Raw genomic sequence first — 17,104 nt, 5'->3', positions numbered from 1 at the left:
TTATTTCCTTGTCAACATCACTACCGTCTCAACCCCTATGGTTATGGGGAACATATCCACGCTCGTAGATGGAAACATATCAAAGATTTGCTCTCGTTTGTAGGAACATATCGACTGTAATTATTTCATTTTCAAGCCTTTATCGATAGCTTCCTGAATAATCTTATGACAACAAACTCCCAACGGATTGTTTTCTTTACAATTAGAATTTTTCATTGCCCCAGTGATGGCATTTACTTCTTTTACGGATTTCGCGCCATGCTTTACAACTGCTTCAATTACCTGATTTTCTGTGACTTCGCTACAATAACAAGCATACTTAGGATCTGCATCTTTCTTAAACCAGATAGGAACTCTAACTTGGTCTTTCAAGAATTTTATTTCATTATCTAAGTTATAGTAAACAACGTCGCAGTCCTCGTTCATGCAAATCTTATATTGATCTTCGTTAACAGCATTACGATAATCATCTACCACTAGATGTTCAACAGTTACTTTACTAACGGAAATCCCTTCATTATTACATACAGGACAATTGTCTTTAATTTGATCCGGCTTTTCTGTTTTGCATCCACAACAACATTCATTATTAATCTTCATATTCTTAGCCTCCATATTTTCATTATAATTTCTTTTTTAAACTAGGTAAAACCAATTTCATATACTTGTCATTTATTAATAGCGTCAAACATTTTAGCTGGTGTTAATTTACTTAGCTCCCTGTTGTCAGCCAACGCACGTGTAGCTTTTTTGTGTATAAACACATCAGCGTCATGTTACCCATTGCTCGGCATTCTTCTAATGAACCCAAATACATGGAATGGCAACCCTTTTTTAGACAATTTATAACCGAACATTATCAAGCTTGAAAGTTTCTTTAGATTATAAAATATATTCTCAGACAATCAAGGGTAAAGGCTTCGCCCAAATTTCGTTGAAATTTGCCCTTGACAGTCTGTTCATATATTTTATTTAATTTATGAAACTTCCAGAGCTTTTTATTCTGCTTTTCTATATTCTACTGGTGTTTTATATCCTAAAGATCCATGAATTCTTAGGTTATTATACCAATATACGTATTCTGCTAATTTTAGATTAAGTTCTTGGAAATTAGTAAAGTTCTCCTGATATATGAATTCTGTCTTCATTACTTTATTGACTGCTTCGCTTACTGCGTTATCATATGGGCTTCCTTTTTTACTTAGCGATCTTTTTATCCCAAATACCTTTAATATTTCTTCTATTTTTATATTTTTAAATTCTCTTCCTCTGTCTGTGTGAAATATTTTTATACGATTTAGTAGCTGCCTTATTGAGTAAAATGCTTCTGCTACTAGATTTGCATCTTTGTTTTTACCTGATGAGTATCCTATTATTTCACGGCTGTTTAAGTCTATTATTAAACATATATAATTCCATGTTTTTCCTACTCTTACATATGTTAGGTCGCTTACTATTGCTTCTAAATAGTCTCTATTGTCAAATTATCTATTTAAAAGGTTAGGGATGTCTTATTCGTTGCATTTGGATCTTATTACTTTATATTGTGCTACTGTATAGTTTGAGACTAGGCCATTTTTCTTCATTATTCGGCCTATTTTTCTTCTCGATATTTTATATCCAATTTTCCCTAGTTCTTTTTTTATTTTGCGTGTTCCATAGTTGTTTCTACTTCTTCTGAATATTTCTTTTATTTCTTCTATTAGTTTTTCATCGTCATCTAATTTCACATCTTTTTCTTTGTTCAAATGATAATAGACTAAACTTCTTGTGACGCCAAGTAGTCTACACATTGCACTAATTCTATATTTATCTCGGTTCGAGATAATGAGGTCTATTTTTTGCCTAACAGTAGTGCAGCTTGCTTTAAAATATCATTCTCCATTTCAACCTGTTTCAATTTTTTACGAAGTCTGATTATCTCTTTTTGTTTCGCATCCACATTATCAAAATGGTTACTCTAAGCAGCACACCAACTATTTATTTTTTGAGTTTTAAACTTTGGTAGAAGTCTTGAACTCTTTATATTTACATAACTATTTGCCTCTATCACTATTATGACACGAAACCCTGCACAATAATCTAAAATTTTCAATTCTAACAAGTCTTTTTCAGTATTTTTAACTTCATAAAAACCTCTTTGGCAATAATGCCTAATTCTTCTTTAGTTGTTAAAATTTTTTATTTTACCATCATCGTTCCCCTGATTTTCAATTAATCTTCTTAGGTTATATAAGAAGTACATATCTTTTTAATCTTAAAGTTTTTAAGTCTTAATTTTAAAATTTTCAATCTTAGATATTATTTAAATCATTCCAAAATGCTCTAAAGCATCTTCGATTGCTTTTTCTTTTTCTTCTGGGCAATTTGGCACTCTTTGATTTTCTTTCTTACTAAAATTATAATTTTCTCTCTCTATTAGACCATGTTTCCTTTTTATTTGTGCAATATATAGGCTTGAAACTTTTAGTCCGTATTTATCTAACACATACTTTTTAATTTCTCCATAAGTTGCGTCTTTTGAAAAGTCAATTTCAGATAATTCATCTTCCCCTATTTCTATATCTAAATGATGTTCTGTATTTAGTTTGGACAACAGAGCTACCGTCTCCACATGCGTTGTCTTTTGCTTGGGAACATAATTTTTTATCCTCGTCATCCTTGTAGGAGCACAATTTATCACTGTCATTGTCTTTGGCATTTTTTCTTTTATCTTTAAAATTATTTGAATCTTGACTATCTTTAACCCCTGTTTTGAAATAGAATGTTAAGTCATATGGATGAACTGTTTCGTCTTTGTCAATTCTTCCAACCACGACTTTATCAACTATGCTTTCAAATACTGTTCTGTTAAATTCCTCTATAATTTCTCTATTTTCTAAGACCCTCTTAAATTGCTTTAGTCTTTCTTTAATAGAGTTTTCATCTTTGATAGTTAGCTCTAGTGTTTTCTTTTCATCATGTAATTCTTCTTTTTGTTTTGTAAGTTTTTTATACTTTTTAGCATAAACTTCTTCGTCTATACTATCTTCTAAATGAAGATCAACTAACTTTCTTTCTTGACTAATGATTCTGTTTAATTGGTTTTCTAACTTTTTCAAATCTTTGACTAAAGTATTATCATTTATTTCTTCTTCTACAATTTTTAAAAAGTCATCTATTACTGTTGAATCTGCATGGCATAATTGCCTATAGCTTTCAACAAATGCTTTTTCTATTGCTGCTTCTTGTATTCCTTTTGAATGAGGGCAATATTTTTTACCTTTCTTAGTTGACCTTACACATTGCCAGTTAATTTTTTTGTATATTGAACTTGTGTGCCAAGTTCTTCTTGAAAGTATCTCTCCACAAAATCCACATTCAAGCATACTTGAAAAAGCATATTGTCTTGATAGTTTTTCTCTCTTCCTATCCTTATTAGCAATGGTGTTTCTATTTTGTGCTCTTCTAAGTCTAATCTCCTGTGCCTTTTCAAAATCTTCTTTTGATATAATTGGCTCGTGATTATTTTCAATATGGTATTTATCAGATTCTCCAAAATTTGCTAGTCTTCTTTTTGTTATTGGATCAACTGTAAAAGTTTTTCCCATTAGTATATCGCCAATATACTTTTCATTCTTAATTACCCCTAACACTGTAGTATCAGACCATTTTGTTTTACCTCTAGGGGTGAGATATCCTTGTTCTTCTAGTTCCCTACCAATGACCGAACCACCATTGCCTTCTAAATATCTTTTGAAGATATATCTAACAATTTTAGCTTCTTCTTCATTTATAGATATACTTTTTGTTGCGGGATCATAATCATATCCGAGGCAACCTTGAAAACCAATAAGTTCCCCTTTTTCCATTTTCATTTTCAGTCCTTTTTTTACATGGGCTGAGGTATTTTCTACTTCTTGTTGAGCTACTGAACTTAATATTGTTAGTAATAGCTCTCCATCCATTGTCAAAGTATCTATATTTTCTTCTTCAAATACTACACCAACATTGTTTTCCTTTAATAGTCTTACATACTTTAAGGTATCTAATGTATTTCTAGCGAATCTTGATATAGATTTAGTAATTATCATGTCTATATCTCCATTTTGACAATCGCTAATTAGTCTCATGAAATCAGCTCTTTTGGTAGCAGTTGTTCCTGTGGTTGCTTCATCTGCGTATATGCCAGCCAAAGTCCAGTTTTTATTATTTTTTATTAGATTTGTATAATAATCAACTTGCGATTTATATGATTCAAGTTGGTCTTTACTATCTGTGCTTACTCGACAATATGCTGCAACACGTTTTAAATCTAAATGTAGTGCATTTCTATTTCTTGCTCCTGTATTTGAAGCTTTTATTACTTTTACTTTAGTATTCATTTTACCTCCTTCCCATTATGTATCTTTCTACAGTGTTATTATATCACAAGAACAATTACTTTCTATCCATCTTCTTATAATCATTTTCTAACCTGTTCTTAATTTTTGTATATTCCTTATCATTAATTAATTTAAGATCATAAAGTCTACATAACATAGCAACTCTCATACTATAAATCTTTATTGATTGCATTTTAACCTCCTATATAAGTTGATTTTTTTACCATGGTTAGTGGATTAAATTTGAAATATACTAATCTCACATAAGTATTTTCAAGAATATTCACACTTCAAAGTATTTTGATTTTTATAAAAAGATGACAAAATACCCCTCACCTTATATAGTGAAATTTGACCTCTTTGGTAACCTGAATTTTTATTTTTTATAGTATTTTTGAGTTTTAATGATTAATTTGAGCATAAAAAAATGAGGACTTATGCTATTAGGCATAAATCCTCTAAATTGAAAAAATATTATAAAATTTATTTTATGGAATATTATAAAAAATACTATTCACAACTTCTCGTTTTTCTTGCGTTTTTATCATATGTCCCTCTTGTAATTTACTAATGTATGCATTTTCATAAATAAGTGAAATCAATCACTTTATCACAAACTGACTCTAAAAACTCAACATCATGGGATATTATTAAAATCAACTTATCTTCTTCTTTTACTTTCTTTATGTTTTTAGCTACTATTTTCATATTTCTATAGTCCAATCCACTGGTTGGTTCATCGAAAAATAGAATTTTCTTGTCTGATAGTAAAGCTGATAAGATAATTACTCTCTGTTTTTGTCCTCCTGACAAGGTGTGAGGATTCCTATCACTGATATTTTTTAACTCCATATCTTTTAACCAAGTATCTAAAGCATTATCATCTTTAATATTTGATGTTAATACTATTTCATCTTTGACAGTGTCCGTGAATAACTGACAGTTCACTTCCTGCATAATAAGCAGGCTCTCATTTAGCCTACTTTTTATATTTAAATTCTCATCATCTTTTAAAATTTTACCTTTATTTTCTTTGTATAAGCCACATATAATTTTTGCTAATGTAGACTTCCCAATTCCATTTTCTCCAACAATCCCAATAATATTCCCATAGCAAAAATTAAGATCCTCAATGGACAAAATTATTTTGGTATTTCTTTTGAATATTAGATCTTTTAGCACTAATAAAGTCCCTTTATTTAAAGTTTCAAAATCATCAAATCTTTCAATAGCTTTATAATCAGAATGCCTAAGTCCTGTTCTTATTCGTTCATCTTCACTTAGATTTTCAATTTCATCCATACTATATTCTCTGATGATTTTTCCATCCTCTAAGTATATTGCTCTATCAACAATGTCTTTTAAATACCACAACCTGTGTTCTGCAATAATAATAGTTTTTCCTAAAGATTTAAGCTTTTTTATTGTAAGCGATAATTCTTTCATTGACTCTATGTCTAAGCTTGAAGATGGTTCATCAAGAATAAATATCTCAGGGTTTAATGCGTAAATGCTTGCTATAGCAATCTTCTGCTTTTCTCCTCCAGAAAGATTGAATATATTTTTATTCATCAAGTTTTCAAGATGAAGCTCTTTTTCAACTTCTTCAATCCTTTTGTTAATTACTTCTCTTTCTATGCCGTAATTTTCTAAACCAAAAGCGATTTCATCGGTTGTATTAGTTGTATAAAATTGTGTTTTAGGATTTTGAAAAACTGAACCTACATCCTTAGATAACTTGTAAATTGGTGTGGTAAATGTATTCATACCATTGACCATAACACTGCCGGAAATGTCCCCATCATAAAACTCAGGTATTATACCATTCATAAGCTTTAATAGAGTCGACTTTCCGCAACCGCTCCTGCCACATAGAAGAATGCATTCCCCTTTTTTGATTTTCAAGTTTATATCTTTTAATGAGTAATCAGATCCTCCCTTGTACTTAAAACTTAATTCTCTAATTTCAATCATAAATCCCACCCTGACACTTTCATAAATATTACTATTGATAAAATTAAAATCATAAGAATTAGAACACCAATATCATTTTTTCTAAACTTAATTAGGTGTCTACTTGTTTTGTTAACAGGAGCATCGAGTCCCCTTATAATGGCTGATTGAGAGAGCTCATCCCCAATTTCTATCACACTTACGAACAATGGCACAAAAAAATATTCCATAATTAATGTTGGTCTTCTTGTTAAATTGATTAAGTTAAAATTAATTCCTCGAGTTTTCATCGCCATATTTATATGACTCCATTCTTCTTTAATGGTAGGCAAACATCTAAATATTACAGAAATCATTATGAGCGAGTCTTTTGAAAGTTTTAATTTTTGTAAAGTTGCTACTGCACTGGAAACAGATGTGGAATTTAAAATCCATTTACCCACGATAATACATGGCAAAAATTTTCTTCCAATTGCTAAGATAAATATAATTAAATTCAAAAGAAAATTCATATTAAAATAGGCTAAAGATTTTTCCAATACTACACTTATTACAAAAAATAAAATATACCTTATAGAGGATTTTTTATAACCATCGCTAATAATAATGACAAGGAAAAATAATGTAATAAGGCTTTGATAGATCCAATCAAACCCTAAAAAAATTAAAATATTCGCACCTATAAGCAAGATAAGTTTTGTTCTGAGGTCATATTTTGACCCCAGAACAAACTTTGAATTTTCCATTATAAAACTCCTGCGGATTCCAACTTTTTATTCAGTATTTTTTTTGTAAAATAAGAACCAATCAAAGAGAATATAAATGTTCCTATAATCATAACTGGTAACATCCATATTGGTGTCCATGCCCTTACTGTGTTACAAAAGCTTTGATCTAATTTACCTTTTATTACACTTTCAAAAAATGCTTCTCTCATAACCCAAATTGGTAAGAATCCTCCAAATAAGTTTAGAGAAAAAAACATATGACTAATTGTATTTTTCTTAAAGTCTGTATAATTTCCACCTTTTGCTATCAACATAGCAATTATTCCGGCAGGCACTGCCACTAATGGTGCAATTGGAATATGTCCAGTTGCAACTAATAAAATACTTGGTAAAGTAGCTGCGATTACAATAGCAGTAGCTGACTTTGTCTTTGCAAGAAGCATATGATAGGTTGGTGCAGCAAATAGTGCTACAAGCATAGGCATTAGTAAAAATAAAACAGGGACAGGCATTGATATTGCCCCAATGACTGCATATGTTACAAAGTAAAGTGCAATCAAAACACCGGCTGTAACTGCATTTTTTGATGATTTCTTTTGTGTTTTCATAAATTTCCTCCTTTAAAATTCATTGTTACTGTACAATCTTCCATTCTTTAGACTTTTCTTGATAATTCCATAAGTCTTTATATAGTCCTTCATTTTTAATAAGTTCTTCATGCTTCCCAACTTCCTCTACCTTTCCTTTGTTTAAAACAACAATTTTATCAGCTCCCATTACGCTCCTTAATTTATGAGCTACAACCACAACTGTTTTATTTTTAATTAAATTTGATATTGCTTCTTGTATAATAAGTTCATTTTCAGGATCAAGCGAAGATGTTGCTTCATCAAGTAGTATTATTGGGGCGTTTTTTAATATTGCTCTCGCTATTGATATTCTTTGTTTCTCACCTCCAGACAGAGTCGCACCTCCTTGTCCAATCATAGTGTCAAATCCATCATCTTTATTGACTATAAAGTCATAAGCTCCTGCCATTTTTGCAGCATTCATGATTTCATCTTTACTTGCATCTTCATTTCCAAATTTTATATTGTTATAAATTGTGTCTTTAAAAAGATACACATCTTGAAAAACAACAGAAAATTTATCCATTAATTTATCAGGGTCGGCTGTTAGCAAATCTACTCCACCAATTTTAATTGTCCCTTCATTAGGATCATAAAATCTGGAAATTAATTTAATTAGTGTAGATTTTCCAGAGCCAGAGTAACCAACAAAAGCAGTTAATTCATTTTCATTAATGTCTAATGAAACATTATCGATAACCTTAGATTCCTTGTAAGAAAATGAAACATCGCAGATTTCAATTTTGTTGCTTTCGTTTACATCGGAATTTCCTGACATAGGTTTAGCGTTAAGTAAGTTAATGATTCTCTCTCCTGAAACTGATGCCATTTGTAGACCTGTATAATTTACAAGTGCAAGCTCCAAGGGATCAAAAATCCTTGTGCCTACAAATAAGAACATTAAAAATGTATCAATTTCCAAAGATCCATTTATAAATAAATAGGAACCAACTAAACTCATCAAAGGAAGTCCTATTCTTAAAATCATACTTGCTATAGTAGTTAATGAACCAACCCCTTTCTCACTCTTAATATTTGCATTTCTTGAGTTATCTATATCTTCTTCAAGCTTTGTTAATGTATCATCTAAGCTGTTATAAGCTTTTAGAGTCTTAATGGCATCCAAATATTCGTTTATATCTTCTTCCTCTTTTATCCTAATTTTCTTTGTTTTTAAATAAATTTTCTTCTGAAAGTTTTGCATGAGTGTGAGGAGTAGAACAGAAATAGGTAGTCCAATAAGAGTTGCTATTCCCATTTTTACATTGATTATCAAAAATAATATTGAGCAAAGAACCGCTACACATATACCACTGAAAAATTGAGGTAATTGATGAGTTGCTGCCGTTTCAACTTTGAAAAAATCATTCATTAATGTATCTAAAATCTCTGCTGAACTTTTCCCTGAAATATAACCTATTGGCAGTTTTCTTATGTGGTCTGCAAGCTCTATTCTTCCATCTGCACTTGTCTTGTATCCAAGTTCATAGGTATATTTTGTGGCTAAATTTTCCAATATGAATGTTATTAAGAAAAATACTGCCATTATCCCAAAATACTTCCATAAAAGGCTCGTATCTATCCTATTTGCACCTCTATTTAAAAATAGTGTTTCTACAATTTTCGCCAAAGCAATAAATGGTATAAGGTTTGAAATAGATGCCAAAACATTTAAAATAATTGATTTTCTTATATTATTCATCTTTCCTAATGTAATATTTCTTATCATTCATTCTCACTCCCTTCTATATCCATTTGCCAAATATTTGTCTTCTTATAAATATCAAAGAGTCGCTTATATATTCCATCTGCAAGGATTAAATCTTTATGCTTACCTCTTTCTGCAATTTTTCCATCAGATATTACTAAAATTTGATTTGCATGCTCTATGGTATTTAACCTATGAGCAATCATGATAACCGTCTTATCCTTAACCAATTCAGACAAAGCTTCCTGCATAAGATATTCATTTTCAGAATCAGCAAAACTTGTTGCTTCGTCTAATACTAATATTGGTGCGTCCTTTAAAATCGCTCTTGCTACGGCAATACGTTGTTTCTCTCCTCCAGATAAATAAGTTCCTTTACCCAAAACTGTGTCATATCCTTCAGGAAGTTTTACAATAAAATCATGACATCTTGCCTTTTTACAAGCTTTTATGACATCTTCCTTTGTAGAACCTGTCTTTGCCATAGCAACATTATTGAAGACTGTATCTGTGATAAGATCACTGTCTTGAAAAACAAATGCTATCTTGTCCATTAAGGCGTTTATCGGAATATTTTTTATATTAACTCCACCGATTTTAATAGAACCTTCTGAAGGATCGTAAAATCTCGGTATTAGCGTTCCAATAGTAGATTTACCTGCTCCCGAATATCCAACTAATGCTGTAACTTCTCCTTGTTTAGCACAGAAGCTTATATTCTTTAAAACCTCTTCATTTCCATAAGAAAAGCTTACATTCTCAAATTCAAGATCATGACCTTTTATCTCTTCCTCACTATTTTCAATTGCAAATTCTTTTTGATCTATAATTTCGTAGATTCTCAAAACAACTTCATTTAGTAAATTCATTCCTTCTGCAAAATCTCTCAGTTTTAATGCAGGTACGCTAATGGCAGGTGCAAGAATCAAATAGAAAATAAAGACTGTAGCAAAATCCAAGTTATTATTTCGTGACATTAAAAGTATTCCTACTGGAACTATGAATGTAGCAACAGATAGAATAAACATTCTAAATGAGACAAATCCTGGTCTTATCATTGATGTCATCGAACTTGTAAAATCTCTATATTCTCCTACTGACTTTGAAAAAGTTTTAAATGATTTTATTCCCGTTCCAAATATTTTCACTTCCGGCATACCTTTAACGTATTCAGTAGTTGCTGAATTTATTTGATCCAGAATTGCAAAGTTCTTCTCAAGTCCACCCGACTTTATAATCTTTGCCATGATTGCAATCTGAATTCCTAAACCAACAAATATAATTAACAAAGTCGTAAGACCTAATATTAAATTTATCTTCAACATAACAATTATCATTGCTAAAATTAGTACTAAAGTTGAAATTAAATTTGGTAATTGATGAGAAAAATATCCCTCAATTTGATTCATGTCCGATCCTAATACTTGCCTTATTTTTGACTTGTTGTCTCCGGTAAAAAACCCTAAAGGAAGATTTCCAATATGAAATAATATTTTCTTTTTTAAGTTAGCTATTAAAACATATGAAAACTTATGGCATAAAATACCGCCAATGTAAGTTAAGCAATATGACAATACCACTGCTGCAAGTCCATAGATGCAGAACTGTATTGTACTTTGTTCTAATTTTCCATATAAAAATAGAGATTTTATGACTTTGTATATCACCAAAATTGGACAAATACTTAATAGCATCCCAAGACTAACAAATAATATCCCTCCTACAAGTTGTCCTTTTTTTATTTCACTGTAGGAAATAATATCTTTGATTGATTTCTTCTTTTTCATCTAAAACATACCTCCTTACCGAACGAGTTCGTTCATTTGCCTTAAAACTAATACAAGGAAAACACCATTGATGTTTCCCTTGTAAAATACTTATATTTTATTTTTTTCTAATGAGGTCTTTGAAATAGTTCGCTTATTATTCCAAAGGCTTCACTTGAATTTGTTTTGTTTTCTCCCTTAATAATATAGTCATTATATATTGTTCCAACAGCTCCGTATAAAATAAAAGCTGCGAAACTTCTCACATTTTCTCTGTTTATTCCCATATTATTTTCTATTTTTTTATTTTCAATTCCTTCCATTATAAACTCTGAATAGACATCTATAAATTTCCCAATGTAATGAATCAATTCCCATAGCCTGTACGAGTTATCTGTAATTGAATTCTCTTTTGAAAAATTATATCTAGTCGTGAACTGACCGATATCTTTTACTATAAGTTCTCTTAGAATTTTTATTCTTTCTTCGTAATCTATTTCCTTGTTTTGAAGGATACCTAACTTATTTTTTAATTTTTCATCAAAGTAAGTTTCCATACACTCCAAGAAAATATCTTCTTTTGATTTGAAATAATAATAAAACATTCCCGGCGCTCCATTAACTTCTGCGAGAATATCTCTAACAGAAACTTTCTCATACCCATACTTTTCAAAAAGTCTGGATGCTATGTTTATAAGCTCCTGTTTTCTTTCTTCTGGATCTTTTACATTTCTCTTTGCCAAAACCTCACCACCTATTGACCGACACTCGTTCTTTAATAAAGATTATCATTTTCTTATACTTTTGTCAATAGTGCCCTGAAATTATATTCTGAGTATGGTATAATTTTATTTACTATAAATAACACGCTTAACGCTTATAGTCTTAATTACACAATAACAGGGTCTGTAAATAATTTTGTGTATCAACCTAAATCCTGTTTAAAGGGTAATGGTTGATACATTTTTTATGCTTCAATCATCATTGGTGTAGCTACAACTTTTTCTACATCAACATTTTTATCTTCTAGATTATCTTCAAAATTCCCATATTGATTTAGGAACGAAAAAAAGAGCAAGTGGTTTTTCTTGTCCACCTGCTCTAAATATTTTTCATGTTCAGAGACTTTAAATATTTCTTCCTATCAATTATTTAATTTCCATGATTCCGCCTTAGTTTTTGCATTTATAAGGTCAGAATAAAGTCCATTATTTTTAATCAGTTCTTCATGATTACCACGTTCTACTATTTCTCCATCTTTTAAGACTAAAATCTGGTCAGCATTTCTAATTGTCTTTAGTCTATGAGCAATCATTATTACTGTCTTATTTTTTGTTAATGATTCTATTGCTTCTTTAAGCTTATCTTCATTTTCCGGGTCTATATTTGCTGTTGCTTCATCAAAGATTATGATGTCCGCGTCTTTTAGCATGGCTCTTGCAATGGAAATTCTTTGTTTTTCTCCGCCTGATAGACTTGCTCCACCTTCTCCAATGATAGTGTTATATCCTTCTGGTAAAGCTTCTATAAATTCATGGCACCTTGCCTTCTTTGCAGCTTGAACTACTTCTTCATGGCTTGCATTTTGTTTTCCAAATTTTATATTGTTTTCAATTGTATCTTCAAAGAGATAGACGTCTTGAAATACCATGGAAATAGAATTCATTAAGTTTTCTATCTTATAGTCCTTAATATTCTTTCCACCTATTAAAATTTCGCCAGAATTTACATCCCATAATCTTGCAATAAGATTGCAAAATGTAGTCTTGCCAGATCCAGATGGTCCTACAATAGCAGTCATGGTATTTTCTTTTATCTCTGCTGATACATTTTTTAAAATTGGTCTATCATCATAAGAAAAAGAAACATTTTTAAAGACTATATTGTGATTTTTTATTGGCTCTGTAATACTTCCTTCTTTCATATCTTCCATATCATTTACATAAGAATAAGAATCTATTGCATTCTCAACCATTCTTAGCATTGCAATAGCAGATCCAGATGTAATAAGTCCGTCAAATATTACAAAACTTGCTATAAGTATCATAATAGTATTGACTATTTGACCATTTTCAACAAAATATAATTTTATTGAAATAAACAACATCAAACAAATTGTTATAGCTATTATGATTTTAGCTAATAAACTATATGGCATTATAGTTTTTTCTAAATCAAAAGAATATTCACTAGCACTATCAAAGCTCTTGTCAAGTTTTTTATTATTACTTCCTCGTAGATTATATGATTTTATAATTTGCATTCCTTGCAATGTTGATAAGACTTCTTTGGTAAGTGATACCTGAATCTCATGAATCTTATCTGCATTTTTACTTGACCTTTTTTGCATACGAGCAATGATCATTAAAAATACAATAGAACCAACTATTGCTACAATACCTACCTTATAAGAAAACAAAAATAAGGATAAGATAAAAACAATAGCATTAAGCATGCCACCGAAAACCATAATACACAAAGTTGGAACCCAAGTCTCTACATTATCTAAGTTAGTAGTCGCAATAGTTGTTAAATTTCCTAAACTTAAACTTGAGAAGAATCCCATGGGAACTTTTTTTATTTTTTCACCTAATTCAATTCTCTTGTGTCCAGCCATAAAATATCCGGCATGTGTTTGTTTGAGCATAGAGGAATTTTTTGAAATAATTACTCCTGCTATACTAATTAATAAAAATAAACTTGATATTCCTATTGTTTTAAAGCTTATATCCTTGTTTACTATCCCAAAAATCGCATAATAAATGGCTGCAAATTGTAGAGCATTAAAAATAGAACCGAAAAAATTAGCAAAGATTGATTTTTTTAGATACACTTGTTCTTCAATAGAAAAATTCCATATTTTTTTAAAAACACTAAGCATTTTCTTCTCCTTTCAAGGCAGTTTCCCAAAGATTGTGATAATCTTTTGATTCCTTCAAAAGCTCTTCATGACTTCCTTTACATGCAAGTTCTCCATTTTTAATTACAAATATATTATCTACATCTGTTATTGTCTTTAAACGATGGGCAATTATAATTAGAGTTTTCCCTTTAACAAGCTCTGATATTGCATCTTGAATCAAGGCTTCATTTTCAGGATCGATATAAGAGGTAGCCTCGTCTAAAATAACTATTGGAGCATTCTTTATCATAGCTCTTGCAATTGATATTCTTTGCCTTTCTCCTCCAGACAAATGTTTACCAGCTTCTCCTACCCTTGTATCATATCCATCTGACAAGTTCATTATAAAATCATGGCAGGCTGCTTTCTTACATACTTCAATTATTTCCTCATCACTGGCATTTTTATTTCCTATTCTGATGTTATCTTTAATTGACATATCAAAAAGAAAATTATCTTGTGCTACATAGGAAATAACAGTAGATAACTTTTCAAGGGACATATCTTTGATATTTACATTTCCTATACTTATAGAACCACTATCTACGTCCCAAAATCCTGAAATTAGTTTTGCAATAGTCGACTTACCCGAACCCGATTCGCCTACTAAAGCATTCACACTTCCTTCTTCTATGTTTAAATTTATATTGCTTAGGACTTGCTTGTCTTTTTCATAAGAAAAATCTACGTTTTTCATCTCTATATTATGATTTTTTATATCTAAATTTGCATTTTTATGAGATAATTCTCTCGCAGAAAGTATATTTTTAATCTCCTCGAAAATAGTTGACATTCTTCCAATATCATCTTCAAAAGTCATTACTCTCATAATATTTTGGATAGTCCCAAAAGAAAGGATTATCAATGTTAAAAATACACCACCATCTAGTGAACCATTCATACAGAAATATAAACCAAATGGTATAATTGTCAAAATACCAACTGGAGCAATAGACATACTTATCGCATAGTCTCTTGTATTTTCTCCCATCCAATCATAATAGTAATTTGCCTTTTTATACACATTGTCCCTGTATTTTCTATAAGATTTTTCGCCTTGATTAAATGTTTTAATAACCTCTATTCCATTTATATATTCAACCACGGAATTATTCATATCTTGGCCAATTTTAACTGCTTGTGGAAACTTTACCTTCATTCTTTTCATCGGCCCTGTCATAAAAAATCCACCAATAACTAATGGAATTAAAGATATTAAACTTAGTCTATAATCTAAAATTAACATGTAAACAAATAATATTATAGGTCCGATTAAATTAGCTGTCATCTCAGGTATCATATGAGCCAATGTTGTTTCAGTATTATCGACTTGATTTACAATTATGTCTTTTAACTTACCAGTAGATTCATTCAATATATCTCCTAATGGCATATTAAATAATTTTTCCATAAGGCTTTTTCTTATATCTCGTATTATTTTATAGGCTGTTTTATGAGAAATCATTGTTGACAAAAACATAAACACTTCTTTGATTATAAGACATGAAAGTATCAAGAAAATTTTATTTATATAGTAATAAAAATCTTGGCTACCATCAATTAATGATATAATCATCTTACTTAGAATAATATATACAAAAAGATTTGAAATTACTCCAAGTATTGCAAACAAGACAGAAATAAAATATGGTGCTTTATTTCTCTTAATGTATTTTTTTAATAGATCCATAAATTTAACTCCTTTCATCATCTTTTTTCATTACATTTATAAAATAAGTCTCTATCATTTCAGTTAGATATATCTTATTTTTTGTAAAATTCTCACGTGCATTCAAAATTTCGCAAGCCATCAATCCAGAATTCATAATATTAATCATAAATTCAAATGTTTCATCAGAAGGTAACACGTTAAACAAAGTAGAAAACAATTCTTTAAATACTTGTATGGACTCTTTTTTTATTTTCACATATAATTCTTTCAGATCATCATTTTCTTTTAACTCACATAAAAACATAACATAAAGCTTTACATAATCATTATCTGCAAGTATCTTGTCTATAATCATTCTTGAAAACAACTGTGGACTTAATATTAATCCTTCATCATAAATTGATTTTTGAATAATATCTTTTCTATTTAAATTACCTTCCATCATAATGTCGTATAAGATTTCATGCGTAGAACCATAATGATGATACAAGCCACCTCTAGAAAGCCCAGTAGCTTCCATAATGTCATTCATAACTGTATTTCTAAATCCCTTATCCAAAAAGACTTTAATAGCTGCTTGTCTAATCTGCTTTTTTCTTTCATCAGCTTCCATTTTCATTTCATAAATAACCTCCAAACCGACACTCTTGTCGGTATTATTGTATCAACTCTGATAATCATTGTCAATAGCTTCGCTTATACTTCTTTATTAATTTCTTTAAATGCGGTATAATTAATAAAACTGAATAAACGCTTAACGCTTATAACTTTAATAGCAAGCACAGTAAGTGTACGGACACTTACGAAAAAATTAATGGAGCAAACCTTTACGGAATGCTCCATTTTTTTAATTTTTACCTTGTTAGGGAGAGCCCTAAGACCCCGAAATATATTTTATAAAGGAGAATAAAATGGCAAATAGATTTAGAAATGAAAGAATAGAAATAAAACTAACCAAAGAAGAAAAAGAAGTTTTTGAAAAAAAAATGAAACTTGCTAATTGCAAAACTATGTCCCACTTTCTTAGAAAATGTGTCTTAGAAAAAGAAATTTATGTTGTAGATTTAGAACCATTCAGAAACCTACAATGGCTACTTTCAAATGCAACAAATAATATAAACCAGATTGCAAAAGCTACTAATACAACTGGTGTTATTTACAAGAATGAAATTGAATCTATGAATAAGCAGATAGAAAAATTATCAAGAGAAATATGGCAGATCCATTCCCTACTTCTTAATAAATCAAAAGAAGGTTCTGGTGATTAGTATGGCAATTACAAAAATACATCCTATAAAATCAACCCTAAATTTGGCAATAGATTATATAACTAAGAGTGAAAAAACTGATGAAAAAATCTTGGTATCTTCATTTAAATGTCA

14 protein-coding genes and 3 pseudogenes are annotated in these 17,104 nt (G+C 30.1%); 2 read left to right on the top strand and 15 right to left on the bottom strand.

Translation table 11 applies throughout. The features are described from left to right. Positions 1-120: 120 nt before the first annotated feature. The 15 genes and pseudogenes from GKF99_RS07770 to GKF99_RS07705 form a co-directional block, all read right to left on the bottom strand. Positions 121-600 (bottom strand): Csac_0668 family 2Fe-2S cluster-binding (seleno)protein, encoded by a 480-nt coding sequence (locus tag GKF99_RS07770; protein WP_154273072.1) that lies wholly within the window; start codon positions 598-600, stop codon positions 121-123. Positions 601-998: 398 nt separating this feature from the next. Continuing rightward, positions 999-1,933 (bottom strand): annotated as a pseudogene (locus tag GKF99_RS08740) (IS3 family transposase); the annotation flags it as partial. A gap of 372 nt (positions 1,934-2,305) precedes the next feature. Beyond that, positions 2,306-2,596 (bottom strand): hypothetical protein, encoded by a 291-nt coding sequence (locus GKF99_RS07755; RefSeq protein ID WP_002846220.1) that lies wholly within the window; start codon positions 2,594-2,596, stop codon positions 2,306-2,308. Further along, positions 2,544-4,364 (bottom strand): recombinase family protein, encoded by a 1,821-nt coding sequence (locus GKF99_RS07750; RefSeq protein ID WP_154273070.1) that lies wholly within the window; start codon positions 4,362-4,364, stop codon positions 2,544-2,546. Before GKF99_RS07750 ends, GKF99_RS07755 begins: the two co-directional genes overlap by 53 nt. Positions 4,365-4,419: 55 nt before the next feature. Beyond that, positions 4,420-4,557: a hypothetical protein gene (locus tag GKF99_RS08610; RefSeq protein ID WP_009344898.1), complete on the bottom strand. Its 138-nt coding sequence runs from the start codon at positions 4,555-4,557 to the stop codon at positions 4,420-4,422. 389 nt (positions 4,558-4,946) lie between these two features. Then, on the bottom strand, positions 4,947-6,338 hold the full coding sequence (locus GKF99_RS07745; protein WP_009430618.1) for an ABC transporter ATP-binding protein: 1,392 nt from the start codon (positions 6,336-6,338) through the stop codon (positions 4,947-4,949). Further along, on the bottom strand, positions 6,335-7,063 hold the full coding sequence (locus GKF99_RS07740) for an energy-coupling factor transporter transmembrane component T (RefSeq protein WP_154273069.1): 729 nt from the start codon (positions 7,061-7,063) through the stop codon (positions 6,335-6,337). Before GKF99_RS07740 ends, GKF99_RS07745 begins: the two co-directional genes overlap by 4 nt. Further along, positions 7,063-7,653 carry an MptD family putative ECF transporter S component gene (locus GKF99_RS07735; RefSeq protein WP_154273068.1) on the bottom strand — a complete coding sequence of 197 codons (591 nt, stop codon included), beginning with the start codon at positions 7,651-7,653 and terminating at the stop codon, positions 7,063-7,065. The genes GKF99_RS07740 and GKF99_RS07735 overlap by 1 nt, the downstream gene beginning before the upstream one ends. A 25-nt stretch (positions 7,654-7,678) precedes the next feature. Continuing rightward, positions 7,679-9,403: an ABC transporter ATP-binding protein gene (locus GKF99_RS07730; RefSeq protein ID WP_154273067.1), complete on the bottom strand. Its 1,725-nt coding sequence runs from the start codon at positions 9,401-9,403 to the stop codon at positions 7,679-7,681. Continuing rightward, the gene (locus GKF99_RS07725) at positions 9,400-11,169 is read right to left on the bottom strand and encodes an ABC transporter ATP-binding protein (RefSeq protein ID WP_154273066.1); all 1,770 of its coding nucleotides are present in this window, start codon (positions 11,167-11,169) and stop codon (positions 9,400-9,402) included. The genes GKF99_RS07730 and GKF99_RS07725 overlap by 4 nt, the downstream gene beginning before the upstream one ends. 107 nt (positions 11,170-11,276) lie before the next feature. Then, positions 11,277-11,891 carry a TetR/AcrR family transcriptional regulator gene (locus tag GKF99_RS07720; RefSeq protein ID WP_023060302.1) on the bottom strand — a complete coding sequence of 205 codons (615 nt, stop codon included), beginning with the start codon at positions 11,889-11,891 and terminating at the stop codon, positions 11,277-11,279. 227 nt (positions 11,892-12,118) lie between these two features. Then, positions 12,119-12,268: pseudogene (locus GKF99_RS08735) on the bottom strand (sigma-70 family RNA polymerase sigma factor); the annotation flags it as partial. A 24-nt stretch (positions 12,269-12,292) separates the two neighbouring features. Beyond that, on the bottom strand, positions 12,293-14,029 hold the full coding sequence (locus GKF99_RS07715) for an ABC transporter ATP-binding protein (RefSeq protein ID WP_154273065.1): 1,737 nt from the start codon (positions 14,027-14,029) through the stop codon (positions 12,293-12,295). Continuing rightward, a complete protein-coding gene (locus GKF99_RS07710; RefSeq protein ID WP_154273064.1) occupies positions 14,022-15,740 on the bottom strand; it encodes an ABC transporter ATP-binding protein in 1,719 nt (572 codons plus the stop codon). The genes GKF99_RS07715 and GKF99_RS07710 overlap by 8 nt, the downstream gene beginning before the upstream one ends. Positions 15,741-15,744: 4 nt before the next feature. Beyond that, a complete protein-coding gene (locus GKF99_RS07705) occupies positions 15,745-16,341 on the bottom strand; it encodes a TetR/AcrR family transcriptional regulator (protein ID WP_004827281.1) in 597 nt (198 codons plus the stop codon). A 292-nt stretch (positions 16,342-16,633) separates the two neighbouring features. Here GKF99_RS07705 and mobC point away from each other — a divergent pair, with 292 nt between their 5' ends. Further along, the gene (gene mobC / locus GKF99_RS07700; protein ID WP_036755837.1) at positions 16,634-16,990 is read left to right on the top strand and encodes a plasmid mobilization relaxosome protein MobC; all 357 of its coding nucleotides are present in this window, start codon (positions 16,634-16,636) and stop codon (positions 16,988-16,990) included. 1 nt (position 16,991) lies between these two features. Further along, positions 16,992-17,104: pseudogene (locus tag GKF99_RS07695) on the top strand (relaxase); the annotation flags it as partial.

Origin of the sequence: Finegoldia sp. BIOML-A2, assembly GCF_009678315.1 — a bacterium.
Lineage (GTDB): Bacteria > Bacillota > Clostridia > Tissierellales > Peptoniphilaceae > Finegoldia > Finegoldia magna.
Note: the sequence above shows the minus strand (reverse complement) of the source record. Positions and strands in the feature narration are given on the sequence as shown.